At 67.4% G+C, this 16,346-nt stretch carries 14 protein-coding genes; 10 read left to right on the top strand and 4 right to left on the bottom strand.

Going from position 1 to position 16,346, the window contains the following annotated elements; genetic code table 11:
* Positions 1 to 53 precede the first annotated feature (53 nt).
* A complete protein-coding gene (locus tag AC1RJ5_RS17165; RefSeq protein ID WP_493114557.1) occupies positions 54 to 1,589 on the top strand; it encodes a hypothetical protein in 1,536 nt (511 codons plus the stop codon).
* 3 nt (positions 1,590 to 1,592) lie between these two features.
* Here the strand turns inward: AC1RJ5_RS17165 and AC1RJ5_RS17160 are convergent, their stop codons facing one another.
* On the bottom strand, positions 1,593 to 2,027 hold the full coding sequence (locus AC1RJ5_RS17160; protein ID WP_342251007.1) for a DUF6265 family protein: 435 nt from the start codon (positions 2,025 to 2,027) through the stop codon (positions 1,593 to 1,595).
* 82 nt (positions 2,028 to 2,109) lie between these two features.
* Between AC1RJ5_RS17160 and AC1RJ5_RS17155 the strand changes: the two genes are divergently transcribed.
* The 4 genes from AC1RJ5_RS17155 (at position 2,110) to AC1RJ5_RS17140 (ending at position 6,645) form a co-directional block, all read left to right on the top strand.
* Complete coding sequence (locus AC1RJ5_RS17155) at positions 2,110 to 2,817, top strand: AraC family transcriptional regulator (protein ID WP_342251008.1); 708 nt, start codon at positions 2,110 to 2,112, stop codon at positions 2,815 to 2,817.
* Between the two features lie 112 nt (positions 2,818 to 2,929).
* Complete coding sequence (locus tag AC1RJ5_RS17150) at positions 2,930 to 4,492, top strand: TadA family conjugal transfer-associated ATPase (RefSeq protein WP_269572903.1); 1,563 nt, start codon at positions 2,930 to 2,932, stop codon at positions 4,490 to 4,492.
* A gap of 25 nt (positions 4,493 to 4,517) precedes the next feature.
* Positions 4,518 to 5,669, top strand: coding sequence for an aspartyl protease family protein (locus tag AC1RJ5_RS17145; RefSeq protein WP_342251009.1), 1,152 nt, complete (start codon positions 4,518 to 4,520; stop codon positions 5,667 to 5,669).
* A gap of 175 nt (positions 5,670 to 5,844) precedes the next feature.
* Positions 5,845 to 6,645, top strand: a complete 801-nt coding sequence (locus AC1RJ5_RS17140; protein WP_493114554.1) for a retropepsin-like aspartic protease — start codon at positions 5,845 to 5,847, stop codon at positions 6,643 to 6,645.
* 7 nt (positions 6,646 to 6,652) lie between these two features.
* Here the strand turns inward: AC1RJ5_RS17140 and AC1RJ5_RS17135 are convergent, their stop codons facing one another.
* A complete protein-coding gene (locus AC1RJ5_RS17135) occupies positions 6,653 to 6,847 on the bottom strand; it encodes a hypothetical protein (protein WP_446746006.1) in 195 nt (64 codons plus the stop codon).
* Between the two features lie 45 nt (positions 6,848 to 6,892).
* On the opposite strand from AC1RJ5_RS17135, the gene AC1RJ5_RS17130 reads away from it, so the two are divergent.
* Positions 6,893 to 7,714, top strand: a complete 822-nt coding sequence (locus tag AC1RJ5_RS17130; RefSeq protein WP_269572906.1) for a class I SAM-dependent methyltransferase — start codon at positions 6,893 to 6,895, stop codon at positions 7,712 to 7,714.
* A gap of 49 nt (positions 7,715 to 7,763) precedes the next feature.
* Complete coding sequence (locus AC1RJ5_RS17125; protein WP_269572907.1) at positions 7,764 to 8,819, top strand: methyl-accepting chemotaxis protein; 1,056 nt, start codon at positions 7,764 to 7,766, stop codon at positions 8,817 to 8,819.
* A 40-nt stretch (positions 8,820 to 8,859) separates the two neighbouring features.
* Here the strand turns inward: AC1RJ5_RS17125 and phaR are convergent, their stop codons facing one another.
* A complete protein-coding gene (phaR, locus tag AC1RJ5_RS17120; RefSeq protein WP_269572908.1) occupies positions 8,860 to 9,441 on the bottom strand; it encodes a polyhydroxyalkanoate synthesis repressor PhaR in 582 nt (193 codons plus the stop codon).
* A 13-nt stretch (positions 9,442 to 9,454) separates the two neighbouring features.
* Here phaR and AC1RJ5_RS17115 point away from each other — a divergent pair, with 13 nt between their 5' ends.
* From AC1RJ5_RS17115 to AC1RJ5_RS17105, 3 genes are all read left to right on the top strand, one after another.
* Positions 9,455 to 10,525: an alpha/beta fold hydrolase gene (locus AC1RJ5_RS17115; protein WP_493114551.1), complete on the top strand. Its 1,071-nt coding sequence runs from the start codon at positions 9,455 to 9,457 to the stop codon at positions 10,523 to 10,525.
* A gap of 36 nt (positions 10,526 to 10,561) precedes the next feature.
* The gene (locus tag AC1RJ5_RS17110) at positions 10,562 to 11,743 is read left to right on the top strand and encodes an acetyl-CoA C-acetyltransferase (RefSeq protein ID WP_269572910.1); all 1,182 of its coding nucleotides are present in this window, start codon (positions 10,562 to 10,564) and stop codon (positions 11,741 to 11,743) included.
* 263 nt (positions 11,744 to 12,006) lie between these two features.
* A complete protein-coding gene (locus AC1RJ5_RS17105; protein WP_269572911.1) occupies positions 12,007 to 15,240 on the top strand; it encodes a TonB-dependent receptor domain-containing protein in 3,234 nt (1,077 codons plus the stop codon).
* A 51-nt stretch (positions 15,241 to 15,291) separates the two neighbouring features.
* Here the strand turns inward: AC1RJ5_RS17105 and AC1RJ5_RS17100 are convergent, their stop codons facing one another.
* A complete protein-coding gene (locus AC1RJ5_RS17100) occupies positions 15,292 to 16,308 on the bottom strand; it encodes an alanine racemase (RefSeq protein ID WP_493114548.1) in 1,017 nt (338 codons plus the stop codon).
* Positions 16,309 to 16,346 lie beyond the last annotated feature (38 nt).

Here is a 16,346-nt window from a genome sequence, read left to right as displayed (position 1 = left end):
GGTAACCATTTCTTCTCGCATGACCGCTAGCCCGGCATCCGGGGGGAGGAACGATGGCAACATCCGCAGCGCCGCAGGCAGCTTTGCCCACCGGATCGACCCGCCTCGGCGACCGCACCGTTGCTCCCGGCATATTGGTCGCGCTGCTCGGCGGGTGGCTCGCCCTCGACAATATCCTGCTCTGGCGCTTCCTCGGCCTGATCTCGACCGGGGTCACCGCGTTGCTGGCCCTGCTCGTCGCCGGTCTGGTCATCTGGATCGCAAGGCGGGTGCCCGATCGCGGCAACGGTCCTACCCTGCGCCTGCTCGCCTTCTGCGCCGGCATCGCGCTGGTCGTCTTCCTCCTCGGCGGCGAGGGGCGCTTCTTCTACGCCACCACCGACTGGCAGGTGCGCGGCGCGGTGCTGCGCGACATGGCGCTCAATCCCTGGCCCTTCGTCTATGATGTCGCCCCCTCGCCGCAGATGCTGCGCGCGCCGCTCGGCATGTATCTGGCGCCCGCCGCGGTCGGCCGGGTCGGAGGCCAATATGCCGCGGAGCTGGCGCTGCTCGTCCAGAACAGCCTGATCCTCGCCGCGATCCTCGCGCTCGGCGCCACGCTCTTCTCCACCACCCGCGCCCGCGTGATCGCGCTGACGATCCTGATCGGCTTCAGCGGACTCGACGCGATGGGCCAGGTCCTGGCGGGCCAGCCGATCAGCTGGAATGCCGAGCGCTGGAGCGTCGCGGTCTATTCCTCGCATATCAGCCAGCTGTTCTGGACGCCGCCGCACTGCCTGGCCGGCTGGATCGGCGCGCTGCTCTATCTGCTCTGGCGCGACAACCGGCTCACGCTCGCCGGCTTCCTTACCCCGCTGCCCTTGCTCGCCCTCTGGTCGCCGCTGTCGCTGATCGGCCTGATGCCGTTCGCCGCCCATGCCGGCATCGAGGCGCTTCGCAAGGGGAGCCTGAACCCTGCTGCAGTGATCGCCCCCGCCGCGGCGACCCTGATGGCGATCCCCGCCCTGCTCTATCTGGCCACGGGCAGCGACGCGGTCGGCGGCAGTGCGGCGGCGCTGCCGCTCCACCAATATATCGTGTTCGAGATCTGCGAGGTCGGCCTCTATCTGCTGCCGCTCTGGTTCATCGGCCGCAATGCGCGTTTCGGTGGGGCAACGCTGGCGATCGTCACGCTGGTGCTGCTGGTGGTTCCCTATGGCCAGGTCGGCCAGTCGAACGACTTCACCATGCGCGCGTCGATCCCCGCTCTGGTGGTGCTCGCGTTCGCGGTAGCCGACCAGCTGGTCAAGGCGCCGCCCCCCGGCAAGCGGCTGTGGTGGAACCTGCTGGTCGCATCGCTCGCGATCGGGGCGATCACCCCCGCCTTCGAGATCTGGCGCGCCGTCACCCTGCCGCGCGCGCCGCATATCCGTTGCAGTTATTTCGGCGTCGTGCCCGGCGGCTACATGACCTATGTCGCGCCGCTCTCCCGCGCACCTTCGCTGATCGCCCCGCGCGATCCGGCAAGGTTCCGCCCGGATGACCGCCAGCCCTGCTGGGACGGCCCCTGGCCCGGGCCCCAGCTGTTTATCGCACCCGAGCGGCACTGATCGCTATCTGGTGACCCGGCGATACGCCCAGCGCATCGGCTTGCTGCCATCGGCCAGCGAGATCTCCGCCATCAGCATCTCGCCTTCGCGCCAGTAGCGGATGCGCTGGGGGTAATCATGCGCGGTATCGAGGAACTCCACGCTCTGCGCCCCGATCCCGCCGGGCTTCACCTTGAAATCGGCCGGCGCCTGGCCCGCAGGCTCGGCATGGAATACCAGCGCGTCGCCGGCCCCCTCGATCCGCATCGTCTCGCGCTGCTCGCCCTTGGGCGAGGTGATTACCGTCTCGCCGCGCAGCACGCCGTCGGCGCCGCCCGGCTGCCAGGTCTCGCACGTCATCCGGCCGTTCCGCGGCTCGGTGCACCACTTTCCGATCAGCCAGTCGAACGACTCCGGAGACAGGCCGATGCCCGCAAGCAGCATGAGGTTGGCAATCATCGTCGATCCTCCCGTTTGCACCAGCCGATAGCCCCGCGCGCCGACACTGGCTTGAACCGACACGACATGCGAGGCTGGCGCAATGGACTATGCCGAGCTGCCCCTGCCGCCCGCGCTGGACGGGCTGGTCGCCTCGGTCTGGACGCTGGCCGCCAGCCAGCCCGGCTGGGTCGAGCATGAGGCAACGCCCGACGGCTGCATCGAGCTGATCCACCGCTATGCCGGCCGCTCGACCTGGCGGCGCGACCAGCCCGGATATTTCGCCACCGGCCTTTCACCGCATCCGATCCGCTTCGGTTTCAGCGGCGATGCCCGTTTCACCGCGATCAAGCTCTGGCCCTGGGCCTGGCACACGCTGGGCGGCGCACCCTGCCCCGGCTTCGCCGATGACTGGATCGCGCTCGCGCCGGGTTCGACGCTCGCCGCCTTGCTGGAAGGCGACCCGGTCGCCAATCTTGCCCGGGCGCTGGCCGGCACAACGCCGCCGCCGCTCGCCCGGGCGATCCTTGCATCGCGCGGCGTCGGCGAGATTACCGCCCGTACCGGCCTGCCCCCGCGCCAGCTCCAGCGCATCTTCGCGCGCGAGCTGGGTATGGCCCCGCGCACCTATCTGCGCCTGCTCCGCTTCCGTGCGGCCTTGCGGGACGTCCAGCAGGCCGGGGACAATCTCGCCGATACCGCTGCCGCGCGCGGCTATGCGGATCAGGCGCACATGGCCCGCGACTTCCGCGAACTCGCCGGCGTGCCGCCCAGCGGGGCCCGCACCCGCGCCCGGGGACCATTCCTTTAACCCCGCACGTTTACCCGCAGGAACAATCCGTAACTGCGCGGCGGTGATCGGGTTAGGTAAATATCAAGCCTTGGCCGGTAACACTCTGCCGTCGAGGGGACATTGGGTTCTGATGAGCGCTTTCGGACGACGCAGCGGATTGGGTGGTGGACCGGCAGGCCGGCCGGCGTTCGGCGTTGCGCGCCCGATGCAGGGTGGCGGACCGCTGCCCCGCCCGGTCGATCCCGCCCCGCTGGGCGGGGAACAGTTCCCGCCGATCAATTCGGTGCCGCTGCCCGGCCAGGGCGCCGCACCCGACTCCTTCGAGCAGCGTGACCCCAACGGCCCGAGCGTAGCCAGCGCCGAGGCGCTGCAACGCCTTGCCGATCGCCAGGCCGCCTCGGGCGATGCCGGCAATTCGCGCGTCGAGGGATTCGAGGCGTCGATCCACCGCATCAAGGAACAGGTGCTTCCGCGCCTGCTGGAGCGCGTCGATCCCGAAGCCGCCGCCACGCTCAGCAAGGACGAGCTGGCCGAGGAGTTCCGCCCGATCATCGGCGAAGTCCTCGCCGAGCTGAAGCTCACCCTCAATCGCCGCGAGCAGTTCGCGCTCGAGAAGGTGCTGGTCGACGAGCTGCTCGGCCTCGGGCCGCTCGAGGAGCTGCTGGCCGATCCGGCCATCTCGGACATCATGGTCAACGGCCCCGAGCAGACCTTTGTCGAGCGCAAGGGCAAGCTCGAGCTCGCCAACATCCAGTTCCGCGACGAGGAGCATCTGTTCCAGATCGCGCAGCGCATCTGTAATTCCGTGGGCCGCCGCGTCGACCAGACCACGCCGCTCGCCGACGCCCGCCTCAAGGACGGCAGCCGCGTCAACGTGATCGTGCCGCCGCTGTCGCTGCGCGGCACCGCTATCTCGATTCGTAAGTTCTCGGCCAAGCCGATCACGCTCGACATGATGGCTCAGGGCGGGTCGATGTCGCAGAAGATGGCGACCGCGCTCAAGATCGCCGGCGCCAGCCGCTTCAACATCGTCATCTCGGGCGGTACCGGCTCGGGCAAGACGACGATGCTCAACGCCCTGTCGAAGATGATCGACCCGGGCGAGCGCGTGCTGACGATCGAGGACGCGGCCGAACTCCGGCTGCAGCAGCCGCACTGGCTGCCGCTCGAAACCCGTCCGCCCAACCTCGAAGGCCAGGGCGAGATCACCATCCGTGATCTGGTGAAGAACGCGCTGCGTATGCGCCCGGATCGCATCATCCTGGGCGAAATCCGCGGCAGCGAGTGCTTCGACATGCTCGCCGCCATGAACACGGGTCACGACGGCTCGATGTGTACGCTCCACTCCAACTCTCCGCGCGAAGCGCTCGCCCGTATGGAGAACATGGTGATGATGTCGGACATCAAGGTGCCGAAGGAAGCCATCAGCCGCCAGATCGCCGATTCTGTCGATCTCATCATCCAGGTGAAGCGCCTGCGCGACGGTTCACGCCGCGTGACCAACGTCACCGAAGTGATCGGCATGGAAGGCCCGGTGATCGTCACCCAGGAACTGTTCAAGTTCGAGTATCTGGACGAGAGCGCCGACGGCAAGATCATCGGCGAATATCGCTCGATGGGCCTGCGTCCCTATACGCTCGACAAGGCCAAGCAGTACGGCTTCGACCAGGCGCTGCTCGAGGCGTGCCTCTGATCGCCTGACCGGCTAATCTGTGTCGGTGCTGTCTTTTCTCCTGCCCCTGGCGCTTGCCGCTTCTCCCGTTTCCGCGCCCGGCGAGGAGCCGAGGGACGGCATCACGCTCGCGCCCGACAGCGAGGCGCGCTGGATCGCCTTCGACCTGACGCCCTCCAACCAGATCCGCTTCGAGGCGGTGCTGAACGGCCGCCCGGTCCGCGCGATCCTCGATACCGGCCTCACCAACACGCTCGCCACCCGCGATTTCGCCACGCGTGCCCGGCTCGCCCTGGGCCGCAGCCAGCGCGCGCTGGCGATCGGTGGCGGGGTCGAGGTCGCCTGGGCGCCCGGCGGCACGCTGGTCATGGGCGGGCTCACCCGGCGCGGCGGCCGCATCGCCGTGCCCGATGCGCCGGGCCAGGACCGGTTCGGCGCCGACCTGCTGATCGGCAGCGACATATTGAGCTGCTGCGCGCTCGACATCGACTATGCGGCGAGGCGCTTCCGCATCCTGCCCACGGGCCGCATGCCCTTCACCGGCCAGACCGCGTCGCTCGCGCTCCAGCGCGGATCGGAGGTGCCGGTCACGGAGATAAGGCTGGGCGGCGCGCGGCTGCGCCCGATGATCGTCGATACCGGCGACGGCGCTGCGATCACGCTCAGCCGCCCGGCCTGGGCCTCGGCCAATTATCGCGGCGCCACGCTCACCACCACGCTGGGCTGGGGCATCGGCGGCGCCTTGGTCAGCGAGGCCGCGGTCATCCCCGGCTTCATCCTCGGTGGCAATATCCTGTCCGAGACCGAAGTCCGCATCGAAGGCGAAGGCGGCTATTCCGCCAGTGCCGGCGCGGCCGGGCGAATCGGCACCGGCCTGTTGCTGCGCTACCGCGTGCTGCTCGATCCGCGCGCCGGCCGCATGGTGCTCCAGCCCGGCCTGGCGCCGCCACCGGTGCTCCGCTCGACCAGCGGGCTGCTGCTCGGCGCCGAGGGCACGCATCTGCGTGTGCTCCACGTCATGCGCGGCTCGCCGGCCGCCGAGACCGGCTGGCAAGAAGGCGACAAGATCTGTGCCGCCGATGGTGCGCCGGTCGCCGGCAGGCCAATCGAATGGAGCGCCGGAGTGCCGGGACGGGTCGTGGCGCTGGAACTGTGCGATGGCACCGCGCGCCGGCTGACCCTGCGGAAATTCTACTAGCCGCCCGGCGATCGTTGACGCCAATCCAGGCGCGTGTATTATGTAATTAATACACGCCGATGGGGAGGCAGGCATGCGTTGGAAAGCCGGAAGTGCTGCAATTGCCGGCCTGATTGCGGGAATGGTGCCGGCACAGCCCTTGATGGCCGCAGCCCCCTCGTCCCCATGCTCGCTGGTGCGGTCAGCCGAAACCGACGCGGTGCTGAGCGTACCTTTCCGCGTCATCGATGGCCGCATCTATGTCGACGTGCGCGTCGATGGCGAAGGACCGTTCGCCTTCGCCGTGGATACCGGCGCCAGCGGCATGGGCCGTGCCGATGCCAGCCTCGTCTCGAAGCTGAACCTGCCCGTCACGGGAAGCGCCGAGACTTCGGACGCCGTAGCCACCGCGCGCGTGGAGACAGTGACGCTGGCCTCCGTCGAGCTTGGCGGCCTGGTCCGTCGCGACGTCAGGGTCATGACCCGCGACTATAGCGGCAGGATGGCGCCCGAAGCGGCATTCGCCGGAATCCTCGGCCGCGAGTTCTTCGCCAATGGCCTGCTGGTGATCGACTATCCGCGGCAAAGGCTCACCTTCACGCGCAGCCTCGCGCTCAGGCCAGGTGAACCGGGCGTGCTGGGCTATACGCGCGCCTTCCGCGTGCCGGTGACGATCGGTGGCGTCGCCACCGAAGGCAATCTGGATACCGGCGCCAATGTCGCGTTCGTGCTGCCGCAGGCGTTGTTCGATCGGGTTGGCGGCGGTGCGATCGAGGCGGCCGGCGAAGGCAAGCTGACCAACACGATCGTGAAGACGGGCAGCGCGACGCTGCATGGCCCCTTCCGCATCGGCGCGGCGACGCTCGCCGACATTAGGGTGCGGGTGTCGGAGAAATATCCCGAGCTTCTGGTCGGCGCGCATACGCTGCAGCATTTCGCGCTGCTGATCGATCAGCGATCCGCAGGCGTCGCCCTGTGCCCGCCCGGGGCGAAATAGGCGCCCTCTAGCGCAAATTCAGCGCCACACTCGCCAGGATCACCGCGCCCAGCATCGCCATCACCTGGATGAACTGCCAGGGTACGAAGCCGACATCGTCGATCCGCTTGCGCTTGCGCCGGCGATGCTCGCCCAGGCCGCTGACCACCGCGATCACTGCCGCGCCCGCCGCGCCGAGCCATAATTGTAGTTGCATCGTCACAAAAACCCCCCAAAGGCGAGCGCGACATCTAGGGAGCAATTTCGCATGCGCCAGACCCTGTCCGTGCTCGCCGTGCTCACCACTGCCGTCGCCGTGGCCAGCGTCGCCACCGGCGCGCCGCGCACGCAGCGTTCCGCGATCGCCGAAGCCGTCTCGTCGCCCAGCCGCACCCCGGCGAATGTGGCGCGCGACCCGTATCGTCATCCGGTCGATACGCTCAGCTTCTTCGGCGTGAAGCCCGGCAACACCGTGGTCGAGATCTGGCCCGGCGGCGGCTGGTACACCGAGATCCTCGCCCCGCTCACCCGGGCGAAGGGCAATTACTATGCCGCGGTCGGCCCCGATTTCCCGAATGGCGGCAAGGCGGTCGAGACCTTCAAGGCCAAGGATCCGGCGCTGTACGGCCACGCCAAGCTCGTCGCCTTCCCGGCGGAGGCGGGCCAGCCCAGGGTGCCGGACGGCACCGCCGACGTCGTGCTGACCTTCCGCAACGTTCATAACTGGCGGATGGGCTACAAGCGGAACGACCAGGACTATTCGCCCGAAGCCTTCAAGCAGATGTTCGCGATGCTCAAGAAGGGCGGCACGCTCGGCATCGAGGACCATCGCCTGCCCGAAAGCGCCAGCGCCGAGCGCGAGAAGTCGAGCGGCTATATCAAGGTCTCGACCGTGCGCCGCCTCGCCGAACAGGCCGGCTTCGTGTTCGCCGGCGCATCGGAAGTGAACGCAAATCCGCGCGATACGGCGGATTGGCCCGATGGCGTGTGGACGCTGCCGCCCAGCTACCGGTTGAAGGATGTCGACCGCGCCAAATACGCGGCGATCGGCGAAAGCGACCGGATGACGCTCAAATTCCGCAAGCCCTGATTTTATCGTGCTAAACTAGGCATTAACCGTCCTGTCTTATGACGGTCATGTGCCACGCAGAATTCGAACCCTTCTGTCGGTCCTCCGCGAGGAAGTAGACAGCTACGCCGCGACGAGCGAGGAGATCGCCGCGCGTACCAATCTGCTCGCCCTGAACGCGGCGATCGAGGCCGCCCGCTCGGGCGAGGCCGGTCGCGGCTTCTCGGTGGTGGCGCAGGAAGTGAAGGCGCTGGCGCAGCAGGCGCGCGGCGCCTCGATCGAATTCCGCTCCGAAGTGCGCGAGCGCCTGGCGATGGGCGCCGGCATTGCCGATGAGATGGTCAGCGAGATCGAGGGCACCCGCCTGGTCGAGCTTGCCCAGGCGCTGATCCAGAACGTCACGCGCCATCTCTATGGCCGCAGCGTCGATCTGCGCGTGATGGCCTCGGACGCCGAGGTGATCGCCGCGCTCACCGATCCCTCGCCCGGGACGATCGCCGCGGCCGATGCGCGTCTGGCGATGCTCACTTCGATTTCGCCCTATTATCTCAATACCTTCCTCGCCAACGATGCGGGGCAGGTGATCGCCGCTTCCGATCCGCATGCGCGCGTGCGCGGCGTCGATCTGTCGAGCGCGCCGCAATATCTCAACGCGATGCGCAGCCACCGGCGAGACGAATGGTTCACCGACGAAGTCTGGCTGAACCCCTATTCCGACCATCGCGCGGTGCTCGTCTTCGTCACCGGCGTGCGCCCGCGCGGCCATGACGGCCGCCCGCTCGGCGCGCTCTATGTCGAGTTCGACTGGGAAGGCCATATCCCGACGATCATCTCGGACAGGTCGCTGTTCGGCGAGCGCGACTGGAGCCGCACCAGCATCTCGATCGTCGACGAGCAGGATCGCATCGTCGCCAGTTCCTCGGGCAAGCGCTATGGCGAGCATGTCGCGCTTCCCGCCAATGCGGTGCGCGGCGCCGAAGTGCGCGGGGACAACACGATCGCCTTCGCCAGCGCCACGGATTATCACGGCTTTGGCGGCCTCGGCCTGCGCTGCGTGATCGAGCAGAAGATGCCGACGCTGGAGGAAATCCGCGCGGCGCTGGGTGGCTTGAACGCGCGGGGCTAAGTCGTCTCGAGCCCCTCCCTGGAAGGGAGGGGAGCTCGGATTACTTCGCCAGCTTCTCGATCTTGTCCTGCAACCGGGCCAGCTCGGCCTTGAGCGCGGAAACGTCGTCCTCACCCGAGGTGGCCGGAGCCGCTGCCGGCGTGGCACCCGCGGCGGCGCCGGGCGCACCCGGGGTCGCGCCCGGCTTGAACGCCTGGGTCGCCGCCTCGAAGATTTCCATGTTGCGCTTGGCCATCTCGGCGAAGGGCGAGTTGGCGAACGCGCCCTCGACCGCCGACTTGAACTGCTGCTGGTTGCGGCGGAAGCTTTCCATCGAGGCTTCGAGATAGCCCGGCACCATCGCCTGCATCGAATCGCCGTACAGCGCGATCAGCTGGCGCAGGAAGTTGACCGGCAGCATCGTCTGGCCGCGCTGCTCCTCTTCCATGATGATCTGGGTGAGGACATTATGGGTGATGTCCTCCTCGGTCTTGGCATCGACGACCTTGAAGTCGCGCCCCTCGCGCGTCATCGCCGCCAGATGGTCGAGCGTGATGTAGGACGAGGTTTCGGTGTTGTAGAGGCGCCGGTTCGCGTACTTCTTGATGATGACCGGCCCAGTGCCCGCAGCGCTTTTCTTCATCTAGGATCCCCGCGTGAGTGAAACATATCTATCATCGTTTCATTCTGCGGCGCAACACGGGCCGCGACCGCTTCCGCTATTCCTTTCGCTGTTGCGCAGCGAAACTGCAACATCGCCTGAAAGAAGAGCCGCCGCGCTTGCCGGATTGAAGGCCTATCAGGAGGCGGAACGGCCCGCCGAACGCGCGCCCAAGCCCGCCATCGCCGCCGCGGGACGGGCATCCCTGCGCGATTATGGCGGCAGCGGCGTGCCGGTGGTGTTCGTGCCCTCGCTGATCAATCCGCCCTTCATCCTCGATCTGGCGCCCGGCAATTCACTGCTCGAATGGCTGGCGACTCAAGGGGTTCGACCGCTTCTTGTAGACTGGGGTACCCCCGGGCCCGCGGATCGCGACCAGGGCATCGACCACCACATCGCCGAACTCCTGCTTCCGCTGCTCGATGCGCTGGAGGAACCGCCGATCCTCGCCGGCTATTGCCTTGGCGGCACGCTGGCGATGGCCGCGGCGATGCTCCGCCCGGTACGCGGGCTGGTGACGATCGCGGCGCCCTGGCGCTTCCGCCGCTATGGCGATTTCGCGCGCGCAGCCATTGCGGCGCAATGGGAAGCCGCCCGGCCCGCCTGCGCCCGGTTGGGCCTTGTGCCGATGGAAGTGCTCCAGTCCGGCTTCTGGCAGCTCGATCCCGCCCGCACGATCGCCAAGTTCGAGCGCTTCGCCCGGCTCGAGCCCGGCAGCGACCAGGCCGCCGCCTTCCTCGCGCTCGAGGACTGGGCCAATGCCGGCGCGCCGCTCACCTATGCCGCCGGCGCCGAGATGTTCGAGCGCTTCTTCCGCGCCGATCGCCCCGGCAGCGGACGCTGGTGGGTGCACGGCACCCGCATCCTGCCCTCCCGCCTCGCCTGCCCGGCGCTGGAGCTGCTCTCGACCACCGACCGGATCGTTCCCGCCGCCACCGCCGCGGGTCTGGCCGAGCGGCAAAGCCTCGCGCTCGGCCATGTCGGCATGATCGTCGGCGGCCGGGCGCCCGAAATGGTTTGGGAGCCGTTGCGCGACTGGCTTCTTGCCGCAGCGCACACTAAATAGCCGCCAAACGACAAAGACCACCGCAGGAGTCCTTTCATGACCAGCCCGACCGACGTCGTCATCATCGCCGCCAAGCGCACCCCTGTCGGCGCCTTTCTCGGCGCATTCGGCAGCACTCCCGCGCATGAGCTGGGCCGCGTCGCGATCGAGGCCGCGCTCGAGCAGGCCGGCGTGAAGGGCGAGGAAGTCAGCGAAGTCATTCTCGGCCAGGTGCTCACCGCCGCCCAGGGCCAGAACCCGGCCCGCCAGGCCTCGATGGCTGCCGGCGTGCCCAGGGAAGTGCCGGCCTGGAGCGTGCAGCAGGTCTGCGGCTCGGGCCTGCGCGCCGTCGCGCTCGCCGCCCAGGCGATCCAGACCGGCGATTCGACCATCGTCGTCGCCGGCGGCCAGGAGAGCATGTCGCTCGCCAACCACGCCCAGGCGCTGCGTGCGGGTGCGAAGATGGGCGATGTCACCCTGGTCGACACGATGATCAAGGATGGCCTGACCGACGTGTTCAACGGCTATCACATGGGCATCACCGCCGAGAACCTGGCCGAGCAGTTCCAGGTCACCCGCCTCGAGCAGGACGAGTTCGCCGTCGCCAGCCAGAACAAGGCCGAGAAGGCGCGCGCCGAGGGCCGCTTCAAGGACGAGATCGCGCCGGTCACGATCAAGGGCCGCAAGGGCGATACCGTCGTCGCCGATGACGAATATATCCGCGCCGGCGCGACGCTCGACAGCGTCTCGGGCCTGCGCCCGGCCTTCAAGAAGGACGGCACCGTCACCGCCGCCAACGCATCGGGCCTCAACGACGGCGCCGCCGCGCTCGTCCTGATGAGCCGCGCCGAAGCCGAGAAGCGCGGCGCCCCGATCCTCGCCACGGTGAAGAGCTGGGCCAGCGCCGGCGTCGATCCGTCGATCATGGGCATCGGCCCGGTTCCGGCGTCGAAGAAGGCGCTGGAAAAGGCCGGCTGGACGATCGCCGAGCTCGACCTGATCGAAGCCAATGAAGCCTTCGCCGCCCAGGCGCTGTCGGTCGGCAAGGAGCTGGGCTGGGACGCTTCGAAGGTCAACGTCAATGGCGGCGCGATCGCCATCGGCCACCCGATCGGCGCGTCTGGCGCCCGCGTGCTGACCACGCTGATCTACGAAATGGGCAAGCGCGACGCCAGGAAGGGCCTGGCGACTCTGTGCATCGGCGGCGGCATGGGAATCGCCATGTGCGTCGAGCGCTGAGCGGGCTTTATCGCTTGCTCGACTGTTTTCATCGTGTGACGAAATATTTCCGATGAATGGGCCTTAGCGTATTGAAGCGCTAAGGCACATTCTGAATGTTGCATTAATGTCGTTGCTATTGAAATTTATCGCGTGTAACAGTCGCATTTCTGCAACAGTGCCCGCCTAATTGCGCGGCCCCTTATTTCCATATCTTGCGATGCGGAAACATGTCCGGCTTCTTTGCACCCTCGGACATCCAGTCCGAAGGGGCAAAAGAACCAATGAAAATCTCTCACTTGCTGAGCGCGACGGCGCTCGCCGGGTCGCTCCTGTGGTCCTCAGCAGCATATGCTCAGGATACGCAGGCGCCGACCGCGCCCGCCACCAGCGATGCCGAGAAGGCGCCGGATGAGGAAATCGTTGTAACCGGTTCGCGCATTCGCATCCGGAACACGATCGACGCTGCTGTTCCCGTCCAGACGATCTCCGCGACCCAGCTGCTGGGCACCCGCGGCGACGTTTCGGTCGGCGACGCGCTCAACCAGCTTCCGCAGTTCCGCTCGACCTTCAGCCAGGCCAACTCGACCGGCTCGATCGGCACCGCCGGCCTCAGCCTGCTCGATCTCCGCGGCCTCGGCACTGCGCGCACGCTGACCCTGATCAACGGCCGTCGCGTCGTCTCGGCAGTGCCGGGCAGCTACACGCCCGACGTCAGCACCATTCCGTACGACCTGATCGACCGCGTCGAGACCGTGACCGGCGGCCAGTCGGCCATCTATGGTTCGGACGCCATCGCGGGCGTCGCCAACTTCGTCCTGCGTCGCGACTATGAGGGCCTGCGCGTCCGCGCACAGGGCGGCGTCAGCACCTATGGCGATCGCGGCACCTATCTGGTCAGCGCGCTCGCCGGCAAGAACCTGATGGACGGCCGTCTGAACATCACCGCGTCGGCCGAATACACCCATGCGAACGAGCTCTACTACGCCGATCGCGACTATCTGGGTGCCTATGGCGGCACGCCGGGCTTCATCACCACGCAGATCACCACCGCGCCGAACCGCAACTTCGACGGCATTCCGAACACCGGCTTCGTTCCGCGCGGCGTCGTGTTCGGCAACCGCTCGATCGGCGGCACCGTCGTGACCACCTGCCCGGCGACCGCGACCGCGGCCAATGCGGCCCAGCGCGCAGCGATCTGCACCGGCCAGAACTCGCCGACCGGCAGCCCGCTCGCCTATTTCTACATGTTCGAGCCGGACGGCTCGCTGGTGAAGGACTCGCCGGCCACCACCGGCATGACCGACAACCGCGCGATCGGCGGCGGCATCCTGTTCGGCAAGTCGGCTTCGGGCGTCGAAGGCGCCATGCTCATGCCGAGCCAGGACCGCTATGTCGCGAACCTGCTCATCAACGGTGACTTCTCGAGCGCGTTCAAGCCGTTCGCCGAGCTCACCTATGCGCAGGTGAAGGTCCACCAGCAGTCGGTGCAGCCGAGCTTCACCGGCGGCACGCTGACCTCGACCTTCAGCGTCAACAACCCGTTCCTGACCACGGCCGCCCGCAACACGCTGACGACCATCCTGGCTCCGGGCGCGACGAGCTTCTCGCTCAACCGCTTCAACAACGATCTCGGCACCCGCGCCGAGTTCCACAACCGCAAGACCTATCGCGGCGTGATCGGCGTCGCCGGCGACCTGAGCAGCTCGGGCAACCTGCGCTACGAAGTCGCAGCCAACTATGGCCGCACCGAGAACTTCTACCGCACCGGCGGCAACGTGCTGGTCACCCAGTTCAACCGCGCAGCCAATGCGGTGCTCGCACCGACCGGCTATGCGGGCTCGAACTTCGTGCTCAACAGCGCCGGCCAGAAGGTCGTATGCGGCGTCAACGCCGATGCCAGCACGACCAATGACGACGCGGCCTGCTACCCGATCAACCTGTTCGGCGAGAACCGCTACGATCAGAACGCGCTGAACTACATCCTGCACACCTCGACCCGCAACCAGTGGGCCGAGCAGCTGGACTTCACTGCGTTCCTGTCGGGCGACACCAGCGGCTTCTTCAGCCTGCCGGGCGGTCCGGTCGGCTTCGCGGTCGGCGGCGAATATCGCCGTGAAGACGCGCGCTCGAGCCAGGACGCGATCACTGCGTCGGGCCAGACCTTCCTCAACCCGGCAGCGACCTTCGATCCGCCGGCGGTGAAGGTGAAGGAAGCCTATGGCGAACTGCGCATCCCGCTGCTTGCCAAGCTGCCGCTCATCCGCGAGCTGACCTTCGAAGGCGCCGCGCGCGTCTCCGATTACGGCGGCACGACGGGTTCGGTCTGGGCGTGGAATGCGGGCGCGATCTGGGCGCCGATCCGCGACCTGCGCTTCCGCGGCACCTTCTCGAAGTCGGTCCGCGCGCCGAACCTGAGCAACCTCTATGCGACGGCGGCGACCACCTTCCAGAACGGCTTCACCGATCCGTGCGACCAGCCCGGTGGCACCAACTCGGCGAACAACATCAATGCCAACCCGAACCGCGCGAAGAACTGCGCCGCGGCCGGTGTTCCGACGACGATCACCTATACCGATCCGACTTCGGGCGCCGTGCTGACCCGTGCCTGGACCAACCAGACCACGGCCGGCCTGGCGGGCATCAACTCGGGCAACCCGAACCTGCTGCCGGAAACCGGCTACAGCTTCACGGTCGGCTCGGTGTTCACGCCCAGCTTCGTGCCCGGCCTGACGATCTCGGTCGACTACTACAATGTGCGCGTGAAGAACGTCATCTCGGGCCTGACCGGCCAGGCGATCATCAATCGCTGCTATGACGATCCCTCGGGCATCAACAACATCTTCTGCGCCGCGGTCTTCCGCCGCAGCAGCACGAATGCGGTTGAGAACCTCACGTTCAACGGCCAGTCGACCCGTCAGATCGATCAGTCGACCTTCAACCTGGCGCTGGCCGGCAACGGCAACAGCTTCATCAACCAGCCGTACAACTTCGCCAAGCTGGCGACCCGCGGCATCGACATCGACGTCGGCTACGAGAAGAAGTTCAACGACGACTTCGCGATCAGCCTGCGCACGGTGGTCAGCTATGTGATGGATCGTCTGTCCTACAGCTACATCACGGAGCCGAACCGCTACGATCGTATCGACAGCACGCTGGGCGATCCGAAGTGGCAGGGCCAGTTCACCGCGAACATCAAGCTTGGCCAGTTCGACGTGAACTACAACGCGCGCTACGTCGGCAAGCAGATCGTCTCGAGCCTCACCTACGAGACCTTCTTCCCGTCGCAGGGCCGTGCGGCGCTCAATCCCGATGCGCGTCCGTTCGTGTTCTACGATCCGATCGTCTACCAGAACATCCGTCTGGGCGTGAACGTGTCGAAGGACTACCGCCTGTACTTCGGCGTGGACAACGTCACCAACGAGCTGCCGCCGTATGACGCGACCGGCACCGGCAACGACGCGATCTACCCGAACATGGGCCGCTTCTTCTACGCGGGCGCCCAGGTTCGCTTCTGATCCGAAGCACCTGACAAACGGAAAGGGCCGCTCGAAAGAGCGGCCCTTTTCTTATGCCCAGATCCGGTCGTAGCGCGGGCCGAGCCCGGTCAGCAGCTCATATTGCGAGAGCCCGCTCAGCGCCGCCGTCTCGGGCAGCGCATAGGACATCGTCACCCAGTCGCCTTCCCTGAGCGAAGGCAGCGCGCTCACGTCCAGCGCCGTCAGGTCCATCGAGACGCGCCCGATCAGCGGCAGCGTCACTCCGCCCGCTGATGCCAGGCCCTTGCTCGAGAAGCAGCGCAGATAGCCATCGGCATAGCCCAGGTTGAGCGTCGCCACCTCGGTGTCGCGCTCGGCGATCCAGGTGGCGTTGTAGCCCACGCTCTCGCCCGCCCGCACCAGCCGCCGCTGGAGGATCTGCGCCTCGGGCGTCGCGACCTGGCGGATCGCGTCATGCCCGCTGCGCTGCCGGCCGCCATACAGCGCGATGCCCGGCCGGGTCAGGTCGAAGGCATAGTCGCTGCCCAGCGCGATACCCGCCGAATTGGCCAGGCTCATCCGCTTTGCCGGAGTCCGCCCCCGGAGCGCACCGAACGCCGCGAGCTGCTTTGCGTTGAGCGGTACATCCTCGTCGGCCGAAACCAGATGGCTGAGCAGAGTCTCGATCACCAGCCCGTCGAGCAGCCCGGCACGAACCTCTTCTGGCGAGACACCGAGCCGGTTCATGCCGGTATCGACCATCACGTCGCACGGCCGCCCGGTCGGCTTCCAGCGCCGGACCTGCTCGGGTGTGGCCAGCACCGGCCGGGCATAGGTCGCATCGAGCGGATCCTCGGCGCGCAGCCCATGCAGCACCGACACGCTCAGCCCCAGATCGGCGAGCGCCTCCGCCTCGGCCCAGGTGGCGACGAAGAAGTCGCGGCATCCCGCCGCCGCCAGCCGCTCGGCCACCGCGCGCGATCCCAGCCCATAGCCATTGGCCTTGATCGCGGCGCCGCAAGCGGCGCTGCCGCTCAGCTTCGCCATGTGCCGCCAGTTGGAAACGAGCGCGGCGCTGTCCAGCCGCAGGCGCAGGGGTGCAGTCATGTTTCCAGCGGTTAGGCCCTGCGCCCCACCCCCGCAAT

The organism is Sphingomonas sp. GW822-FHT03G08 (assembly GCF_058801135.1).
This window is presented reverse-complemented; position numbering and strand designations above follow the sequence as displayed.